15 protein-coding genes are annotated in these 17,864 nt (G+C 61.3%); 8 read left to right on the forward strand and 7 right to left on the reverse strand.

Translation table 11 applies throughout. The features are described from left to right. Positions 1-27: 27 nt before the first annotated feature. Entirely contained in the window at positions 28-1,878 is a 1,851-nt protein-coding gene (locus ACTG27_RS09450; protein WP_439979557.1) for an MOSC N-terminal beta barrel domain-containing protein, read from the forward strand. A gap of 224 nt (positions 1,879-2,102) precedes the next feature. Continuing rightward, positions 2,103-3,815: a methyl-accepting chemotaxis protein gene (locus ACTG27_RS09455; RefSeq protein ID WP_069527875.1), complete on the forward strand. Its 1,713-nt coding sequence runs from the start codon at positions 2,103-2,105 to the stop codon at positions 3,813-3,815. A gap of 77 nt (positions 3,816-3,892) precedes the next feature. Here ACTG27_RS09455 and htpX read toward each other — a convergent pair whose 3' ends face one another. The 5 genes from htpX to bioB all read right to left on the reverse strand — a co-directional run bounded on the left by htpX (position 3,893) and on the right by bioB (position 8,706). Further along, the gene (gene htpX / locus ACTG27_RS09460) at positions 3,893-4,765 is read right to left on the reverse strand and encodes a protease HtpX (RefSeq protein ID WP_439979558.1); all 873 of its coding nucleotides are present in this window, start codon (positions 4,763-4,765) and stop codon (positions 3,893-3,895) included. Positions 4,766-4,878: 113 nt separating this feature from the next. Continuing rightward, the gene (bioD, locus tag ACTG27_RS09465) at positions 4,879-5,556 is read right to left on the reverse strand and encodes a dethiobiotin synthase (protein WP_439979559.1); all 678 of its coding nucleotides are present in this window, start codon (positions 5,554-5,556) and stop codon (positions 4,879-4,881) included. Between the two features lie 60 nt (positions 5,557-5,616). After that, on the reverse strand, positions 5,617-6,432 hold the full coding sequence (gene bioC, locus ACTG27_RS09470) for a malonyl-ACP O-methyltransferase BioC (RefSeq protein ID WP_439979560.1): 816 nt from the start codon (positions 6,430-6,432) through the stop codon (positions 5,617-5,619). Beyond that, the gene (gene bioF / locus ACTG27_RS09475; protein WP_439979561.1) at positions 6,425-7,621 is read right to left on the reverse strand and encodes an 8-amino-7-oxononanoate synthase; all 1,197 of its coding nucleotides are present in this window, start codon (positions 7,619-7,621) and stop codon (positions 6,425-6,427) included. Before bioF ends, bioC begins: the two co-directional genes overlap by 8 nt. Then, positions 7,618-8,706, reverse strand: coding sequence for a biotin synthase BioB (gene bioB, locus ACTG27_RS09480; RefSeq protein WP_439979562.1), 1,089 nt, complete (start codon positions 8,704-8,706; stop codon positions 7,618-7,620). Before bioB ends, bioF begins: the two co-directional genes overlap by 4 nt. 193 nt (positions 8,707-8,899) lie before the next feature. Between bioB and bioA the strand changes: the two genes are divergently transcribed. Then, positions 8,900-10,174 carry an adenosylmethionine--8-amino-7-oxononanoate transaminase gene (gene bioA / locus ACTG27_RS09485; protein WP_439979563.1) on the forward strand — a complete coding sequence of 425 codons (1,275 nt, stop codon included), beginning with the start codon at positions 8,900-8,902 and terminating at the stop codon, positions 10,172-10,174. A gap of 176 nt (positions 10,175-10,350) precedes the next feature. Further along, positions 10,351-11,163, forward strand: a complete 813-nt coding sequence (locus ACTG27_RS09490; protein WP_005350472.1) for a HAMP domain-containing protein — start codon at positions 10,351-10,353, stop codon at positions 11,161-11,163. Between the two features lie 9 nt (positions 11,164-11,172). On the opposite strand, the gene ACTG27_RS09495 is transcribed toward ACTG27_RS09490, so the two are convergent. Next, on the reverse strand, positions 11,173-11,517 hold the full coding sequence (locus ACTG27_RS09495; RefSeq protein WP_113738783.1) for a hypothetical protein: 345 nt from the start codon (positions 11,515-11,517) through the stop codon (positions 11,173-11,175). A 200-nt stretch (positions 11,518-11,717) separates the two neighbouring features. Here ACTG27_RS09495 and asnS point away from each other — a divergent pair, with 200 nt between their 5' ends. The 4 genes from asnS (at position 11,718) to ACTG27_RS09515 (ending at position 16,532) form a co-directional block, all read left to right on the forward strand. Next, positions 11,718-13,118 carry an asparagine--tRNA ligase gene (gene asnS / locus ACTG27_RS09500; protein WP_043818544.1) on the forward strand — a complete coding sequence of 467 codons (1,401 nt, stop codon included), beginning with the start codon at positions 11,718-11,720 and terminating at the stop codon, positions 13,116-13,118. Between the two features lie 110 nt (positions 13,119-13,228). After that, a complete protein-coding gene (locus ACTG27_RS09505) occupies positions 13,229-13,984 on the forward strand; it encodes a substrate-binding periplasmic protein (protein WP_439979564.1) in 756 nt (251 codons plus the stop codon). 374 nt (positions 13,985-14,358) lie between these two features. After that, complete coding sequence (locus ACTG27_RS09510; RefSeq protein ID WP_005337916.1) at positions 14,359-15,702, forward strand: anaerobic C4-dicarboxylate transporter; 1,344 nt, start codon at positions 14,359-14,361, stop codon at positions 15,700-15,702. A gap of 173 nt (positions 15,703-15,875) precedes the next feature. Beyond that, positions 15,876-16,532 (forward strand): hypothetical protein, encoded by a 657-nt coding sequence (locus ACTG27_RS09515; protein ID WP_439979565.1) that lies wholly within the window; start codon positions 15,876-15,878, stop codon positions 16,530-16,532. 138 nt (positions 16,533-16,670) lie between these two features. On the opposite strand, the gene ACTG27_RS09520 is transcribed toward ACTG27_RS09515, so the two are convergent. Further along, positions 16,671-17,810 (reverse strand): M20 family metallopeptidase, encoded by a 1,140-nt coding sequence (locus tag ACTG27_RS09520; RefSeq protein WP_439979566.1) that lies wholly within the window; start codon positions 17,808-17,810, stop codon positions 16,671-16,673. Between the last annotated feature and the right edge of the window lie 54 nt (positions 17,811-17,864).

Genomic DNA, 17,864 nt, shown 5'->3' on the forward strand with positions numbered 1-17,864 from the left:
GGATTGCCGGATCGCCGGGGAACCGTTATGTTCCCCTTTTTCCAGGCGATCGCGCCGCGTCACAAGGATATGAAGATGCCCAGGCTAGACAGCATTCACCTCTACCCCATCAAATCGACTGCAGGTATGCCGCTGGCTCGCGCCCGGGTGACCGAAGAGGGACTGGCAGGGGATCGCCGCTACATGGTGGTCAAACCGGACGGCACCTTTATCACCGCCCGTACCCATCCCCAGCTGCAACAGGTCGTGGCCACCCCCATCGAAGGGGGCTTGCAACTGCGCTCTCCGGGCTTTGAACCGCTCACCCTGCAAGAGGCCGACTTCAGCCGCGCCCCGCAAGCTACCGGAGTCTGGAGCGACCGCTTCACCGCCCTGCACACCGACCCCAAAGCCGATGGATGGCTGAGCCGGGTGGCAGGGGAAACGGTGCAACTGCTCTGGCTGGGTGAAACCTCGGATCGCTTTCGTGAAAAGACTGGCACCCGGGTCAGCTTTGCCGACGGTTATCCGCTACTGCTGATAAGCCAGGCTTCCCTTGAGGATCTCAATCTGCGCTCCGATGCGCTGCATCAGATGAGCCAGTTCCGCACCAATCTGGTGGCAAGCAATACCCTGCCCTTCGAGGAGGACAGCTGGGTGCGCATCCGCATCGGTGAGGTGGAATTCAAGGTGGTCAAACCCTGCAGCCGCTGCATCATGACCACGGTGGAAGCGGGCACCGATCGTTTCAACGCCCTGAAAGAGCCGCTGGCCACCCTCACCCGCTACCGCCGTGGCGAGGATGGCGAGGTCTACTTCGGCCAGAATCTGGTGGCGCTGAACGAGGGATGGATTGAGGCAGGTAGCGAGATAGAAGTGCTGGAGCGCACCCGTCCGGTGGTCTATCCCGCCGCCGCGCCGAAGAAGCGGGAGCTGGTCTGCGTGGCCCGCGAACCGCTGGCGCGGGCTCTGGAGACCTTCTGGTTCGAAGCCGCCGATGGCGAGCCCCTGCCCGACTACCTGCCGGGCCAGCATCTTCCCATCAGCCTCGATATCAAAAATGAGCGGATCCAGCGCCGCTATACCCTGAGCTCCACACCGGATCACCCGGAGCGTTACAGCATCAGCGTCAAAAAGGTGGAGGGTGGCCGCATCTCCCACTGGCTGCACCAGCAGTTGCAGGTGGGTGATCGGCTGCTGGCCGCCAACCCCGCTGGCGAGTTTCACCTGGGCCGCGAGCGCAACCTCCTGTTGCTCTCCGCAGGCTCCGGCGTCACCCCCATGCTGGCGATAGCCCGCACCCTGGCGCTACGCGGGGAGCTGGAAGAGGTTCACTTTATGCACCTGTGCCGCAGTGAAGCGGACATTCCCGCCGCCAGCGAACTGCACGCCATGGCGCAGCAGGGGATGACCCTCACCATTATCCTGAGCCAGCCGGACAATCACTGGCAGGGGCTGCAAGGGCGACTCAATGATGAGCATCTGCAACTGATCAAAGGTCTGGCCGAAAAAGAGGTCTTTATCTGCGGCCCCCACGGCTTTATGGCCGATGCTGCCGCCAAAGTTGCGGCCCTCGGCGTTCCAGCCGCACGGATCAAACAGGAGAGTTTTGGCGGCGCCATTATCTCGGTGGCCCGCCCCCATCAGGCGGTACAACTGCGTATCGGCGCCCAAGCCTTTACCGGCAACAATCAGGGCACAGTGCTGGATCAGGCCAACAAGCAAGGCGTAGAGCTGCCATGGAGCTGCCGCGCCGGCATCTGCGGCAGTTGCAAACAGACGCTGCTCTCGGGCGAGGTGGATCACCCCGACGCCCCCGCCATCACCGCCGCCGAGCGGGCGGAGGGCAAGATCCTTGCCTGCTGCGCCGTGCCGCTCACTGACCTTGAAATCCTATGATCGGGTGATCGAGCCGCATTAACTCACGCCCCCCCCCAGATGACCGGGGAATTGACCCCGGTCATCTTTATCCACACTTGTTCACCTGATCCGCCCTTAATTTGTCCCCACGGCCTTCATCAGTGAGTTTCCCTTCCTATACTCTCAGAGCAAAAAGCCTTGCCAGCCATTGACTTGGCGATGCTCCATACGACACTCAGCCATAGGGAAAGGACGCCCATACCATGGAACAGAACAAGCCCGCCTTTCAGCTCAACCTGCTGCTATCCGTCATCACCCTGATCCTGCTGTCACTTGTGTTTTTCGCCTACAGCTGGGCGGGTAAACAACTGGAAGAGAGTTATCGACAACAATATGTCTCCTACCTGCTGGCCGACGAACTGCGCCAATCCTCCGATGATCTGACCCGACTCGGTCGCACCTATGTCATCACCAAGGATCCAGCCTACGAGCAGCAGTACATGCGGATCCTGGCCATTCGCAACGGCGAACAGCCGAGGCCGGATGGCTACAACCGTATCTACTGGGACTTTGTCGCCGCCAACGGCCAGAATCCCCGCCCCGACAGCAATGTTCGCCGTGGCCTGATCGACCTGATGAAGGATGCCGGTTTCACCGACGGTGAGCTCGCCAAACTGAACGAGGCCAAAAACAACTCGGATGCCTTGGTCAACACCGAGGTCGCCGCCTTCAAACTGGTGCAGCAGACCGATGGCGACCCGGTTGCCAACCAGCAAAAAGCCATCGCCATGATGCATGACAAGGCCTATCACCAGAACAAGGGGCGCATCATGTCCCCCATCGATGACTTCTACGTGATGATGGAGCAGCGCAACCATGAGGCAGTCGAGAGCGCCATCGCCAATACCGACATGCTGCGCTATCTCTTTATCGCCCTCGGTCTGGTGTTGATGTTCTTCCTCTGGCGCACCTATCGCTCCCTGCTCGATCTGGTGGGCACCTCGGTCGAGCAGCTCAAGACCGACCTCCATATGATGGCGGAAGGGGACTTCTCGCGCCCCATCAAGGTGCCGCCAGGATCGAAAGAGAGCCTGATCGGCCTGCTCGGCGGTATGCAGACCACCCTCAAGGGGATCATCGCCAAGGTCTCTCACTCCACCGAGGAACTATCCCATTCTGCCGACAGCATCGCCCAGATCGCCGAGCAGACCGCCCAGTTTGCCACCGATCAGCAAACCAGCACCCAGACCATGGCCGCCGCCATCGAGGAGCTGGTAGTGAGCATCAGCCACCTCTCCGACAATGCCACCCATGCCGACGAGCTGAGCAAGGTCTCCGCCAATACCCTGGAGGAGGGTTCGGGGGTCATTAAAGAGACGCTTGGCAGCATCGAGAATATCTCCACCACTGTGGGGGATGCGGCCAGCACTATCTCCGAGCTCAACGGCCATACCCAGCAGATTTCGGAGATCATCGGGGTGATCCGCGGCATCGCCGATCAGACCAACCTGCTGGCCCTCAACGCGGCCATCGAGGCGGCGCGGGCCGGTGAACAGGGTCGCGGCTTTGCGGTGGTGGCCGACGAGGTGCGCAATCTGGCCAGCCGCTCGGCGGCCTCAACCCAACAGATCACCGGGATGATTAGCAAAATCCAGAGCGGGGCGGATGCCTCCATCCGCAGCATGGAGAACACGGTCAACAACGTCTCTCGCGGGGTCACGCTGGCCAACCAGACCGGCGAGGCGATCGCCAGCATCCAGAGCCACGCCTCCAACCTCACCGGCTTGATGGGAGAGATCAGCCACACCCTGCGCGAGCAGTCGACCGCCGCCAACGAGGTAGTCTCCACCGTCGGCAACATCACCTCCCTCTCCGAGCAATCGGGGGATGCCGCCCGTCACGTATCCCAAGAGGCGGCCAAGCTCAAACAGCTGTCACGGGTACTGCGTCAGGAGATGGGACACTTCAAGCTTTAAAGAACGCTGAAAAGCAAAACGGCTGCCCGAAGGCAGCCGTTTTTTATTCGGGGTCATCTCCCGTCATTCAGTATCTATCAACCACGCAGGGCGGCGATACGCTGCTCGATGGGCGGGTGGCTCATGAACAGCTCGCTCATGGAGCGCTTGCCGTTGATGCCAAAGGCCATCATGGAGCCTTCCAGCTGCGGCTCGACACCGCGGGAGAGGCGCTCAAGGGCGGCAATCATCTTGTCGCGACCGGCCAGCTTGGCGGCACCGGCATCGGCACGGAACTCGCGCTGACGGCTGAACCACATGACGATGATGGAGGCCAGAATGCCGAACAGCATCTCCAGCACGAACACGGTGATCATGTAAGCAAAACCGCCGGTGCTGCTGCTCTCTTCCTCGTTGTTGGAGCTGAAGAAGTTGCTGATCACGCCAGCCACGATCCGGGCGAAGAACATCACGAAGGTGTTCACTACACCCTGGATCAGGGTCAGGGTCACCATGTCGCCATTGGCCACGTGGCTCACCTCGTGGGCCAGTACCGCTTCCGCCTCGTCACGGCTCATGCTGTAGAGCAGGCCGGAGGAGACCGCCACCAGCGAATCATCGCGGCGAGCACCGGTCGCAAAGGCGTTCATCTCGGGAGAGTCGTAGATCCCCACTTCCGGCATCTTGATACCCGCTTCGCGGGCCTGACGCGCCACAGTGCTCACCAGCCAGTGCTCGGTCTCGTTACGGGGTTGCTCGATGACCTGGACGCCATAGCTGCGCTTGGCCATCCACTTGGACATCAGCAAGGAGATAAAGGAACCCCCAAAACCGAACACGGCACAGAACACCAACAGCCCGGAAATGCTGGACTTGTTGATCCCCAGAACCGAGAACAGGATATTGAGTACCACCCCCAGCACCAGCATGACGGCCAGGTTGGTCACCAGGAATAGCATAATTCGCTTCATATAGACTCCTTGTGAAGATAAGGGACATGACCGGGGATCACTCGGGATCCCCACCTGATCATGTTAATGTCGACATTCTAGGGAGATTCGATGAATGTTCGCTGAATATGCCGTCAAAGTAGCGGCGAGATATCAAGACGCCCCTGCAAATCGGCTTCAAGCGGATTGTTTATAAACGGAATTTCGCCGAGGAAGGGGGCTGGCAGCAAGCCCCTCAGGGTGTCCAGATTTTCCTGATAATGGCTCATGGAACCATGGAGCCGATTAATTACCCACCCCGCTACCGGCAACTGATCATTGCGAATGGCGGCAAAGGTGAGCAGCGCATGGTTGAGGCAACCCAGCTTGACCCCCACCACCATGATCACCGCCATGTTCTCCTGCTTGACCCAGTCCGACAGCAGATGCTTGCGATCGAGCGGCAGATACCAGCCCCCCGCCCCTTCTACTACCGCCAGCTCGGCTCCGGCCTGTTCAATCTTGCGTAGCCCCTCGCTCACCCCCTGCATGGTGATAGGCTGGTGCGCCTCGCTGGCGGCAATGTGGGGTGCAATCGGCGGCTCATAGGCGAACGGATTGACCACCTCATAGGGCAGCGGCAGACTCGCCGCCTCCTGCAACAGAACGGCATCCAGGTTGCGCAGCCCGTCCGGAGTGCGAGCACATCCGGCCGAGACCGGCTTGTAACCCGCGCACTTGATTCCCTGTGCGCTGAATTCGCGCAGCAGGGTGCGCGCCACCAGCGTCTTGCCCACATCGGTATCGGTGCCGGTGATAAAGAATGATTTCATACGGTTCTCTCCTTGGCAGGGGGTGGCACACTGCCCTGCAAACTCTGTGGTTCCCGGCGCTCAACGAGGCTTGCTGAGGCAGCCGAGGCACACCCGATAACTGGCGACCAGCCTGCCATCGGGCTGGCGAAACGCCTCATATGCCTGCGCCAGCTGCTGCAATCTGGCGCGACCGCTCAGACCGGCCGGGGCGGCACTCCCCTGATTGTCATTGACCTGATTGGCCCCAATCCCCTTGAGATCACGCAACAACTGCGGCAATTCAAGATAGGCGAGATCCCAGGTGATACAACGCAGCTCGGGAGCAGATACCCCGGCGCTCGCCAGCGCCTGCTCCAATTGTGGCAGGCTGAGGAAGCGATTGACATGGGCGCGACCATCAAGCTGCTGCCAGGCGGCTCGCAACTGCCAGAGCGACTCATCGAGCAGGGTCGAGAAAAAGATCTGGCCGCCCGGTTTGACCACCCGCAGCAGCTCGCCAAAAGCCTGGGCCGGACGCTCGCACCACTGCAGCGCCAGACTGGAGAAAACCCAGTCGAACGCGTTATCGGCGAAAGGAAGCTGCTCCGCATCGCCGCAGAGCAGGCGAGCACCGCTGCCACGCAAGGCGGCCTGCACCAGCATGCCGGGGGCGAGATCAAGCCCCACCAGCTGGTGACAACGGTTCGCCAGTTGGGGCAAGAAAAAGCCGGTGCCGCAGCCCAGATCCAGCCCGCTCACCGTCAGATCAGTGCCAACCGGACTGCTCGGCATCCATTCCAGCAGCGCCTGACCCACCTCCTGTTGAAAGCGGGCATGGGCATCGTAATGACGAGCGGCGGCGCCGAAACGGCGAGCAAGCTGCGCCTTGTCGACCGTTTGAAAACGCTCAGCCATGATGAGTCTCCCCAAGCGTTGTAGCTGCAGGGCAGACCCCCAAGGCATCGAGCAGGCGATCCACATCCTGCTCGCGGTGAGCCGCACTCAGGGTAATACGCAGCCGGGCCGTACCGACCGGCACAGTGGGCGGGCGGATGGCGCTCACCCAGACGCCGCGCTCCCGCAGCCGTTCGGCCAGTTGCAAAGCAGCAAAGCTCTCCCCCACCAGCAGCGGCTGGATCGGGGTGTCGCTCGCCCCCAACTGCCAGCCCTGCGCCTTTGCCCCTTGTCGGAAACGGGCGATCAGCTGGCCAAGATGGGCGCGGGCCTCATCGGCGGCACGTACCAATTCGATACTCTTGCTGACCGCGCAGGCCTGGGCGGCCGGCATATGGGTGCTGTAGACATAGTGGCGGGCAAAGTTGACCAGATACTCCACCAGCTCGCGGCTGCCGCCGACAAAGGCACCGGCGACGCCAAGCGCCTTACCAAAAGTGCCCATCTGGATGTGTACGCTGGCAGAAGGAACCCCCTGCGCCGCCAGAGTGCCGCGCCCCTCGGCTCCCAGCACACCAAGACCGTGGGCATCGTCGATCATCAACCAGTTGCCGCTCTGGGCGGCGAGGGTTGCGAGCTCGCGCCAGGGGGCCTGATCCCCGTCCATGCTGAACACCCCCTCCGAGACGATGAGCCCGCGATTTGGCTCAAGCTGCCGTTCAAGGGCCGCCATATCGTTGTGGGCAAAACGCTTCATCTTGCAAGGGAGCTGGCTGCCCATCTCCTGCAAAGAGGCGTGGTTGAGTTTGTCCTGCCACAGCAGATGTTCCTTGCCGAGCAGCGCTTTGAGCACCGCCTGATTGGCCGAAAAACCGCAGTTGAACAGCAGCACCGCCTCCACCCCGAGCCACTCGGCCAGGGTCTCCTCAAGCTGTTGGTGGGCACCGCTGTAACCGGTCACCAGTGGCGAGGCGCCGGAGCCCGCACCATAGCGCTCAATCCCCGCGTTGAAGGCGGCCTTGATGGCGCCGTGATCTGCCAGTCCCAGATAGTCGTTGGCGGAAAAGTTGAGGTAGTCGCGCCCTGCAACCCTGAGCCGCCCGCCACTCGCCCCGTCGGTCGCGATGCGGTTGCGCAGCAGACCCACCTGCTCGCGCTCGGCCAGCGCCGTGCCCAACACAAAGGGGCCCGTTACTGCAGGGCCCGTCATAACCGCGCAGCCCCTGCACGGGGGCGGGTGGCGTCATAAAACATCTCGGCAGGTTCGCTCTGGCGGCTCACCTCGGCCAGCAGCTCCTCTTCTTGAACCTGATCCGGTTTCTGGGCCCGCTGGGCGGGACGAATACCGAGTCGCTTGAACAGCTGCATATCGCTGTTCTCGTCCGGGTTGGGGGTGGTCAGCAACTTGCACCCGTAGAAGATGGAGTTGGCCCCCGCCATAAAGCACATCGCCTGCATCTGCTCGTTCATCTTCTCCCGTCCGGCAGAGAGGCGCACATGGGAGGTGGGCATCATGATCCGCGCCACGGCGATGGTGCGGATAAATTCGAACGGATCGAGGTTCTCTTCGTTCTCCAGCGGCGTCCCCTTTACCTTGACCAGCATGTTGATGGGCACACTTTCGGGGTGACGGGGCAGGTTGGCCAGCGCCATCAAGAGGCCCGCCCGATCTTTCGCCTGCTCGCCCATGCCGACGATACCGCCGGAGCAGACCTTCATGCCGGCACCGCGCACATGCTCAAGGGTATCGAGCCGATCCTGATAGGTGCGGGTGGAGATGACCTCGCCGTAGAACTCCGGCGAGGTGTCGAGGTTGTGGTTGTAGTAATCAAGCCCCGCAGCGCCAAGACGCGCCGCCTGATCTGCGGTGAGCATCCCCAGCGTCATGCAGGTCTCCATCCCCAGCCCGCGCACCTCCTCAATCATCCGGATGATGTAGGGCATGTCCTTCTCTTTGGGGTTGCGCCAGGCGGCCCCCATGCAAAAGCGGGACGAGCCGTTGGCCTTAGCTTCGCGGGCCCGCTCCAGCACCTTTTCCACCTCCATCAGCCGCTCGGCCTCAAGACCGGTGTGGTAACGGGCGCTCTGGGGGCAGTATTTGCAATCTTCCGGGCAGGCGCCGGTCTTGATGGAGAGCAAGGTGCTCACCTGCACTTCATTCGGGTCAAAGTGGGCGCGGTGGACGGTCTGGGCCTGAAACAGCAGATCGTTGAACGGCAGGGCAAACAGGGCCTGAACCTCGGCGAGGGTCCAGTCATGACGAAGGGCGTGACCGCCCGCGGTGAGAGCATTCATACATGGCTTCCGGTTGTTATTAGTGGGATCCTGCGCCCGCCATCTTGGGATGGATGGCCACAAAACCCGCCGCCGGGCCCGCGCGCTCAGGGTGATGCGCAGTGCCAAGTGGCTGAAATTGTTGGCTAGTGTAGAGAGCACGCGTAGACTGTCAACACCGACCAGATCAAACCAATTGACAACAGAACAACAAATGACCAACCAAGAATTCGACCTGCACCACATCTGGCACCCCTATACCTCCCTCACTCACCCCCTACCCTGCTATGAAGTGGCCAGCGCCAAAGGGGTGACCATCACCCTCAGCGATGGCCGCAAACTGGTGGATGGCATGAGCTCCTGGTGGGCTTGCGTGCACGGCTATCAGGTGCCGGAGCTGGATGCTGCCGCCACCGCCCAGCTCGGCAAGATGTCCCACGTGATGTTTGGCGGCCTCACCCACGCCCCGGCGGTCGAGCTCTGCCGCAAGCTGGTGGAGATCACTCCGAAGGGACTTGATCGGGTATTTCTGGCCGATTCCGGCTCGGTAGCAGTGGAAGTGGCGCTCAAAATGGCGCAGCAGTACTGGCACGCCAGGGGGACGCCCAGAGCCAAATTTGTCGCCCTGCGCAGCGGCTATCACGGCGACACCTTTGGCGCCATGAGCGTCTGCGATCCCGATGGCGGCATGCACGAGCTCTACAAGGGATTCCTGCCGGAGCACCATTTTGTCGACGCGCCCAGCTGCCGCTTCCACGCCGAGTGGGATGAACAGTGCGTGGTGGAGCTGGCGACGCTCATGGCCGATCATCACGAGGAGATCGCCGCCATCGTGCTTGAGCCCATAGTGCAAGGCGCTGGCGGCATGCGCTTCTATCACCCCCGCTATCTGCAGTGGGTACGCGCCCTGTGCGACGAGTTCGGCGTGCTGCTCATAGCTGACGAGATTGCCACCGGCTTTGGCCGCACCGGCCAGCTGTTTGCCTGCGACTGGGCGGGGATCAGCCCCGACATCATGTGTCTGGGCAAGGCGCTTACCGGCGGCTACCTCACCCTCTCTGCGACCCTGACCACCGAGCATGTCGCCCGCACCATCTGTGACGGCAAGGCGGGCGTCTTTATGCACGGCCCCACCTTTATGGGCAACCCGCTCGCCTGCGCGGTGGCCAACGCCTCCATCGAGTTGCTGCTGGCCTCACCTTGGCAGGAGCGGGTGCGCGCCATCGAGCATCAGCTGCGTACCGAGCTGGTGGAGCTGACCCTGCACCCGGCGGTCGCGGATGTGCGAGTGCTCGGCGCCATCGGGGTGGTGGAGATGAAAGAGCGGGTGGATGTGGCGCGCATCCAGCGCAAGTTTGTCGAACTGGGCGCCTGGATCCGCCCCTTTGGCAAGCTGGTCTACCTGATGCCCCCGTTCGTCATCACCCCCGAAGAGCTGCGGGTATTGACCGGCGCCATTCGTCAGGCCATCGCCGAAGGCGAGTTTTAATGCATGCAGCGGGCGGCCATCGCAGCCGCCCGTTTGACTACCGGCATTTGATATATAAAGAGGGCAACTTTATCCGCTTCAGTGCAGTTTCACTTGCCGTAATGTGAGCAAAACACCAGACCTGAGGCCCCAAGAGGGGTAAACTGCTGCGGTTTTACCATCAAGAAAGACTGCTCATGCGCCTCTCCATTGCTGCCAAAATCAACTTTTTCCTGCTCTTCATCTTCTCCATGGTACTGGTCTTCTCCGCAGCCTATCAGGCGGTGCGCGAGCGCGATCTCATCCTGACGCTCATCAAAGAGCAGAGCCGCGAGCAGACCGAAGCCTATTTCGATGGCCTCAACATGCTGATGCTGACCGGCAAGATGGATGCCCGCGATACCCTGCGCGGTAAGTTTCTCGACCACGCCCATGTGGAGGATGCCCGCATCGTCCGTGGCGATGCGGTGAGCAAACAGTTCGGGCCGGGACGGGAGACAGAGCAGGTAAAAGATGAGTTTGATGAGCTGGCTCTGGCGGGCAAAGGGAGTCTGGAGGTGGTGCACAACGGCATGCACAGCCGTCTGGTGGTCACCCGACCGCTACTGGCCAAGAAGGATTTTCGCGGCACCGACTGCACCAGCTGTCATCTGGTGCCGGAGAACACTGTGTTAGGGGCCGTGCGCTTTGACTACTCCCTCGATTCGCTGTTTACCCGGGTCGAGCAGAATATCCTCACCTCGGCGCTGATCCTCACCGGCATCTTCGGGATGGGACTGCTGCTGACCCTCTGGGTCATCCGCACCTGGATCGTGCGCCCCCTCAACCAGTTGACCCGCTCCATGGAAGAGGCCACCGACTTGCACGACTTCGGCCACCGGCTGGAGGGGGATGACGGCGACGAGATTGGCCGGGTGGCGGTGGCCTACAACCAGATGCTCGACAGCGTGGAGCGCCAGCTCGGCAAACGCACCAAGGCCAGCAGGCAGGAGCCGGATCAGCCCCGCTAAGACGAACGCTTAACCGACGTAGTAGAAGAGCAAGCTGGCGATCAGCACCAGTAGCAGGATGGCCAGATTGACATGCCGGGAGTCATCCTGACGGCGGCTGCGCTTGCGCTCCAGCAGCAACACCACCAGCGTCAGGGCGCAGCAGCTCCAGAGCCCGTAGACCAGCCATGGGGTAAGGGCCGGGTCCCAATAATCGCGCACCTCGATCCCGCCATAGACCAGAAAACCGTAGGCAATTTCGGGACGGGCATAGTGGTAAAGGGAGAGCAGCACGATAAAGCCGCCCCAGCAGAGCATCACCAGCCCCTGTAACACCCGTGTCAGCCAATCTGGCCCATGCCGCCGATCTTTCACCCACCTCTCCTGCGCCCGTGACACTCTTGTTGAGTGAACCATGCCGAAAACCCCACCAGAGTCCGACATTTTTGCTTGTTTATCAAACCCGCGCGGGTAAGATTGACGGCTTAGTCTGCCATGGTGGGCCATCTGTGCCCGGGCCAGACTCCCTAGTGTTGCAAATAGCGCTGCAAGAACAAGCTGGAGACAATATTTCGATGACGCACGCATCCGTAGTAGATGTGCTGGCCGGTAAGTATCCGGTCGGCACCACCCAAACTGTCAAAGGGTGGATCCGGACTCGCCGTGATTCCAAGGCGGGGATCTCATTTTTGGCCATTTCCGATGGCTCCTGTTTCCATCCGGTACAGGCAGTTGTCCCCAATACCCTGGCCAATTACGAGAATGAAGTGCTGCGTCTGACCACTGCCTGCTCCGTGGAAGTGACCGGCGTGGTTGCCGCCTCTCAGGGCAGCGGCCAGGCTTTCGAACTGCAGGCGACCGAGGTGAAGGTAGTCGGCTGGGTCGAAGATCCGGACACCTACCCGATGGCCGCCAAGCGCCACAGCATCGAATACCTGCGTGAACAGGCCCACCTGCGCCCGCGCACCAACATCGTTGGCGCCGTGACCCGCGTTCGTCACTGCCTGGCGCAAGCCATCCACCGCTTCTTCCACGAAGAGGGTTTCCTCTGGGTTGCGACCCCGCTCATCACCGCCTCTGACACCGAAGGTGCCGGCGAGATGTTCCGCGTCTCCACTCTGGATATGGAAAACCTGCCGCGCACCGACGCCGGCAAGGTGGACTACAACGAAGATTTCTTCGGCAAAGAGGCTTTCCTGACCGTATCCGGCCAGCTGAACGCCGAAACCTATGCCTGCGCCCTCTCCAAGGTCTACACCTTCGGCCCGACCTTCCGCGCTGAAAACTCCAACACCAGCCGCCACCTGGCCGAGTTCTGGATGGTTGAGCCGGAAGTGGCCTTCAACGATCTGGAAGATAACGCCGCACTGGCCGAAGCCATGCTGAAGTATGTCTTCAACGCCGTACTGACCGAGCGTCGCGACGATCTGGAGTTCTTCGCCCAGCACGTGGACAAGGATGCCATCGGCCGTCTGGAGCGTTTCGTCTCCTCCGACTTCGCCCAGATCGACTACACCGACGCCATCGAAGTGCTGAAAAATTGCGGCAAGAAGTTCGAGTTCCCGGTCTCCTGGGGTATCGATCTCTCCTCCGAGCACGAGCGCTATCTGGCCGAGGAGCACTTCAAGTCTCCGGTGGTGGTGAAGAACTACCCGAAAGATATCAAAGCCTTCTACATGCGCCTCAACGACGACGGCAAGACCGTTGCCGCGATGGACGTACTGGCACCGGGCATCGGCGAGATCATCGGTGGTTCCCAGCGTGAAGAGCGTCTGGACGTGCTGGATGCCCGTCTGGCCGAGATGGGCCTGAACAAGGAAGATTACTGGTGGTATCGCGACCTGCGCCGCTTCGGTACCGTGCCGCACTCCGGCTTCGGTCTGGGCTTCGAGCGTCTGGTGGTCTACGTGACCGGCATGGGCAACGTCCGCGACGTGATCCCGTTCCCGCGTACTCCGCGTACCGCCGAGTTCTGATCAGCGGCATCTTGCCACTGCATTGCAAAAGCCGACCTGTGGGTCGGCTTTTTTATTGTCACCGTTATGGGTGATACTCAGGATCAACCGGCACAAGGAACTCGTCGCCTATGGGATATCGCCTGCTGCTCTCGCTACTACTGTCCTGCATGCCTGTTCAACTGTGGGCCGAGCCTGTTCGGCTGACCACCCTGGAGTGGCCCCCCTACACCAGCCAGAGCCTGCCAGATGGCGGCCTCACCGGTCATATCGTCAAACGCGCCTTTGCCGAAGCGGGACTGGAAGTGACGTTCGACTTCTATCCCTGGCAGCGGGCAGTGCGCCTGGCGGCAGACCCGACCCAACCTTATAGCGGCTATTTTCCCGAGTACCTCTCCGACACCCTGCCGACCCTGTGGCGCAGCTCCCCCAGCGTGGGCGACAGCGTGCTGGGCATGGCGCAGCGCTCAGGCTCCCCCATCCCCTGGCAGCAGCTCACGGATCTCGCCCACTACCGGATCGGCGTGGTGGAGGGGTACGTCAACACCCGTGAATTCGATGCTCTGATGGCCAGCAAGCGCCTCAACACTGCCGCCGTCGATGCAGACCTGCTCAACCTGCGCAAATTGCAGCGCGACCGGCTCGATCTGGCGGTGATCGATCGGGATGTCTTTCACTGGCTCATCAACCATGATCGCAAGCTGAGCAGCGCCGGATTGCAATTTCACCCGAAGATCCTCGAACACAAGAGCCTGCACATCATGTTTCGCCCCGATCAGCAGGCGTTGCAGCAACGGGTGGCGCAGGCCATTGCCAGATTGGATATTGCCAGGCTGAGCGAGGATTATCAGCGCCGCTATCTGCAGCAAGCACCTGCGGCCAAGTGAGCCAACCCGCTGAAGTCAGCCCTTGCTGGCAAAAATAGCCTGAGCGCTGGCTTTTTCACCCTATTCTGCCGCCATCGAGCCCTTTTTATGCCCCTCCCCTGCAGCCCTGTTGCCGCTCTGTGCTGCCACCATGACCACCGGATGGCTTGGCCCCGAGTGATACCACTTGGTGACAAAAATAATGTTTTTGTTAGTACGTGGTTTTTAAGTGGTTTAATCAAAAATTCATCGAGTTATTGAAGTAACTCAATTTTTTCACTTTTTCAGGGGAGCAGAATAGCAACTAACCCTTTTGGGCTAAATAAAACAGACAATGACAATTCATGGTTCAGGCTACCCGCGGCAATATGGGTTGAATCACACGAGGTAACGGAATGATCTTGATGGAATTTTTAGTGGTACTCGGCTGCTTGCTGCTGGGTACCCGCTTTGGGGGCATGGGACTCGGTCTCATCAGTGGTATCGGTCTCTTCCTGCTGACCTTCGTCTTCGGCCTGGTGCCGGGCGAACCGCCTGTTCAGGTGATGCTGACCATTCTGGCGGTGATCGGCTGTGCCGCCACCCTGCAGACTGCCGGTGGCCTCAACCTGATGATGCAAGTGGCCGAGCGTCTGCTGCGCCGTCACCCGCAATACATCACTATCCTGGCGCCGCTCACGACCTGGACCCTCACCTTCCTGTGCGGTACCGGCCACGTGGTCTACACCATGTTCCCCATCATCGCTGACATCGCGCTGCAGAAGAACATCCGTCCCGAGCGTCCGATGGCCGTGGCCTCCGTTGCCTCCCAGATGGCCATCTGCGCCTCCCCGGTCTCCGTTGCCGTGGTCTCCATGGTCTCCATTCTGGCGGCCGGTCACGGTATCGGTCAGGCTTACGGCCTACTCGACATCCTGATGATCGCCATCCCCTCCTCCCTGACCGGTGTCATCGTGGCAGCCCTGTGGAGCCTGCGTCGCGGCAAGGATCTGGACAAGGACGAAGAGTTCCAGGCCAAGATCAAAGACCCGGAACAGCGCGCCTTCATCTACGGCGGCGGTGAAACCCTGCTCAACACCAAGTTCCCGAAAGAAGCCTACTGGTCTACCTGGATCTTCTTCGCCGCCATCGCTGCCGTGGTATTGCTCGGCGCCAACGAAGGTCTGCGTCCGGTGTTCACCATCAAGGACAAAACCGGCCCGCTCTCCATGAACCTGGTGATCCAGATGATGATGCTGATCGCCGGTGCCATCATCCTGATGCGCTGCAAGGTCAAGCCGGGCGAGATCGCCAACGGTGCCGTCTTCAAGGCAGGCATGGTCGCCATCTTCTCCGTATTCGGGGTTGCCTGGATGAGTGAGACCTTCTTCCAGGCCCACATGCCCCTGCTCAAAGAGACCCTGGCCCATGTGGTACAGGCCCAACCCTGGACCTACGCCCTGGTGCTGTTCCTTATCTCCAAGCTGGTAAACAGCCAGGCCGCCGCCCTCACCGCCATCGCCCCCATGGGTCTGGCGCTGGGTGTGGAGCCGAAGCTGCTGATCGCCTTCCTGCCGGCGAGCTACGGCTACTTCGTGCTGCCGACCTACCCGAGCGATCTGGCCTGTATCGGTTTCGACCGCTCCGGTACCACCCGCATCGGCAAGTTCATCATCAACCACAGCTTCATCATTCCGGGGCTGATCGGGGTGGTGACCTCCTGCTCGCTGGGCTTTATCCTCACCAGCATCCTGCTCTAATCGCAGCGGCGTTTACCACGCTATTGCAATACAGGCCCCCGCTTCGGGGGCCTGCTTTTTCCCCGCTCTGTGACCCCAACCATTTCCCCGCCGCCATTTCCGGACACTATGCCTTTACCTCTACCCCCGCCGCTGGGTAGCATGCCCCCTCGTTCACCATTGGAATCTCATCCATGTCTCGCGTCATCCTGCTCTGGAGCGGTGGCAAAGATGCCATGCTGGCCCTCTGTCATGCCCGTCAAGCGGGCCATCAGGTGGTGGCACTGGCCACCTTTGCCCCGCCAGAGCCCCGATTTCTCGCTCACCCCTTGCCGCTGGTGCGCCGTCAGGCGGAAGCCCTCGGGCTGCCCCATCTGCTGGTCACCATAGAAGCGCCGTTCGATCTCGGTTATGAGCGGGCACTGGCACGGCTCAAGGAGGAGTGGCAACTCGATGGGGTGGTCACCGGCGATATCGACAGCGTGGGCGGTGCGCCTAACTGGATCCGCGAACGCTGCCAGCCGCTGGGCCTCACCGTCCACACCCCGCTCTGGCAGCAATCTCGTCAAGCCTTGCTGGCGGATATGCTGGCCCGCGGCATCGTCGCCCACCTCTCCTGCGTCGATACCCGGGTACTGGCTCCCGAGTGGACTGGGCGCCCCCTCGATGTCGCCACTCTCGCCGAGTTGCAGCAACTGGCAGCAACCCAAGGCTTCGATGCCTGCGGCGAGCAGGGGGAGTACCACACCATGGTGACCTACGGCCCGGGCTTTGCCGCCCCGCTGCGCCTCGATGGCTGGCAGGTGGCGCGGCAGGATCATCTGGCCTATCTGGCCGAGCCACAGGGGTAACGGCCGCAGGCCATCTGGCCCACTCACTCAGCGCGCGAAAAATCGAGATAAAAAAACGGGAGGCAACAGCCTCCCGTTTGGATTTTAGCGGACCAGTTTTGAGCGGGCCATGACGACCCGAACAAGGGATAAACCGGCTTATTTCGCCAGCTTGCCCAGTACCCGCTGCAGCAGGCGGATCCGCGGCTCGATGCTCTCCAGCAGCAGGAATTCCGCCTCCGAGTGGAAACCACCGCCCATGGGGCCGAAGCCATCCAGCGATGGCACACCCGCGGCGGCGGTAAAGTTGGCATCCGAGCCGCCACCGGCCTCCAGCCAGTTGAAGGGGATCCCCTCCTCCTTGGCTGCCGCCTCCACCAGTGCCATCAGCGCCTCAGTGTCACCGCTCGGGCGCATCGCCGGCTTGAAGGTCTGGCGATCCACCTCGACCCGACAACCGGCGAGGAAGGGGTTATTGGCCATAAAGGTGAGCCGGTCGTGCACCGCAGCGGCTTCTTCGTTGCTCCAGAAGCGCAGATCGACGATCGCCTCGGCAAAGTCCGGCACCACATTGACACCGGTGCCGCCCTGTACGACGCCGACGTTCATGGTGGTGCCCGTGGTCATGTTGACCTGCTCGTTGATGGCCAATACCCAGTGCGCCAGCTCGGTGATGGCAGAGATCCCTTCGGTCAGGGCCGAACCCGCGTGGGACGCCTTGCCGTGGAAGGTGATGCGGTACTTGGCATTGCCCTTGCGGGCGCTGATGAGATCCCCGTTGGGACGCGCCGCCTCGGCCACCAGCACGCAGCCGCTCTGCTTGGCCTTCTCCACCAGCCAATCCTTGGACCAAGGGGAGCCAATCTCTTCGTCGCAGTTGTAGCAGACCAGCACCTTGAGCTTGGCAAGCAATGCCGGATCCATCTCTTTGAGTGCATACCAGATAGAGAGCAGGCCGCTCTTCATGTCCGAGATACCGGGGCCAAAGGCTTGATTGCCTTCGATTTTCAGCGGGCGCTTGGCCGCCGTCCCCTCGGGGAAGACGGTATCCATGTGGCCGCACAGCATCACGTCGTAGTGATCGGCACCCGGCGCATTGGTGATCTCGAGGCAGGGGCCGCACTCGGCAGCAAACTGGTGGCGAGTCACCTGCCAGCCGATGGCCTCATATTTCTCGGTCATGATGTCGGCCACTTTCGCCACCCCGGCCGGGGTGCGAGTACCGCAATCGAGGTTGATGAGCGGGGCCAGATCGGCCAGATAGCTATCGAGGGAAAACGGGCTCTTTACAACTGTCATTATCTTCTCCATGCAACAATCAGCGTTGATGGCCGATCGTCTATTGCAACAATG

It is taken from the genome of Aeromonas sp. 97A, assembly GCF_051919185.1.
Lineage (GTDB): Bacteria > Pseudomonadota > Gammaproteobacteria > Enterobacterales > Aeromonadaceae > Aeromonas > Aeromonas veronii.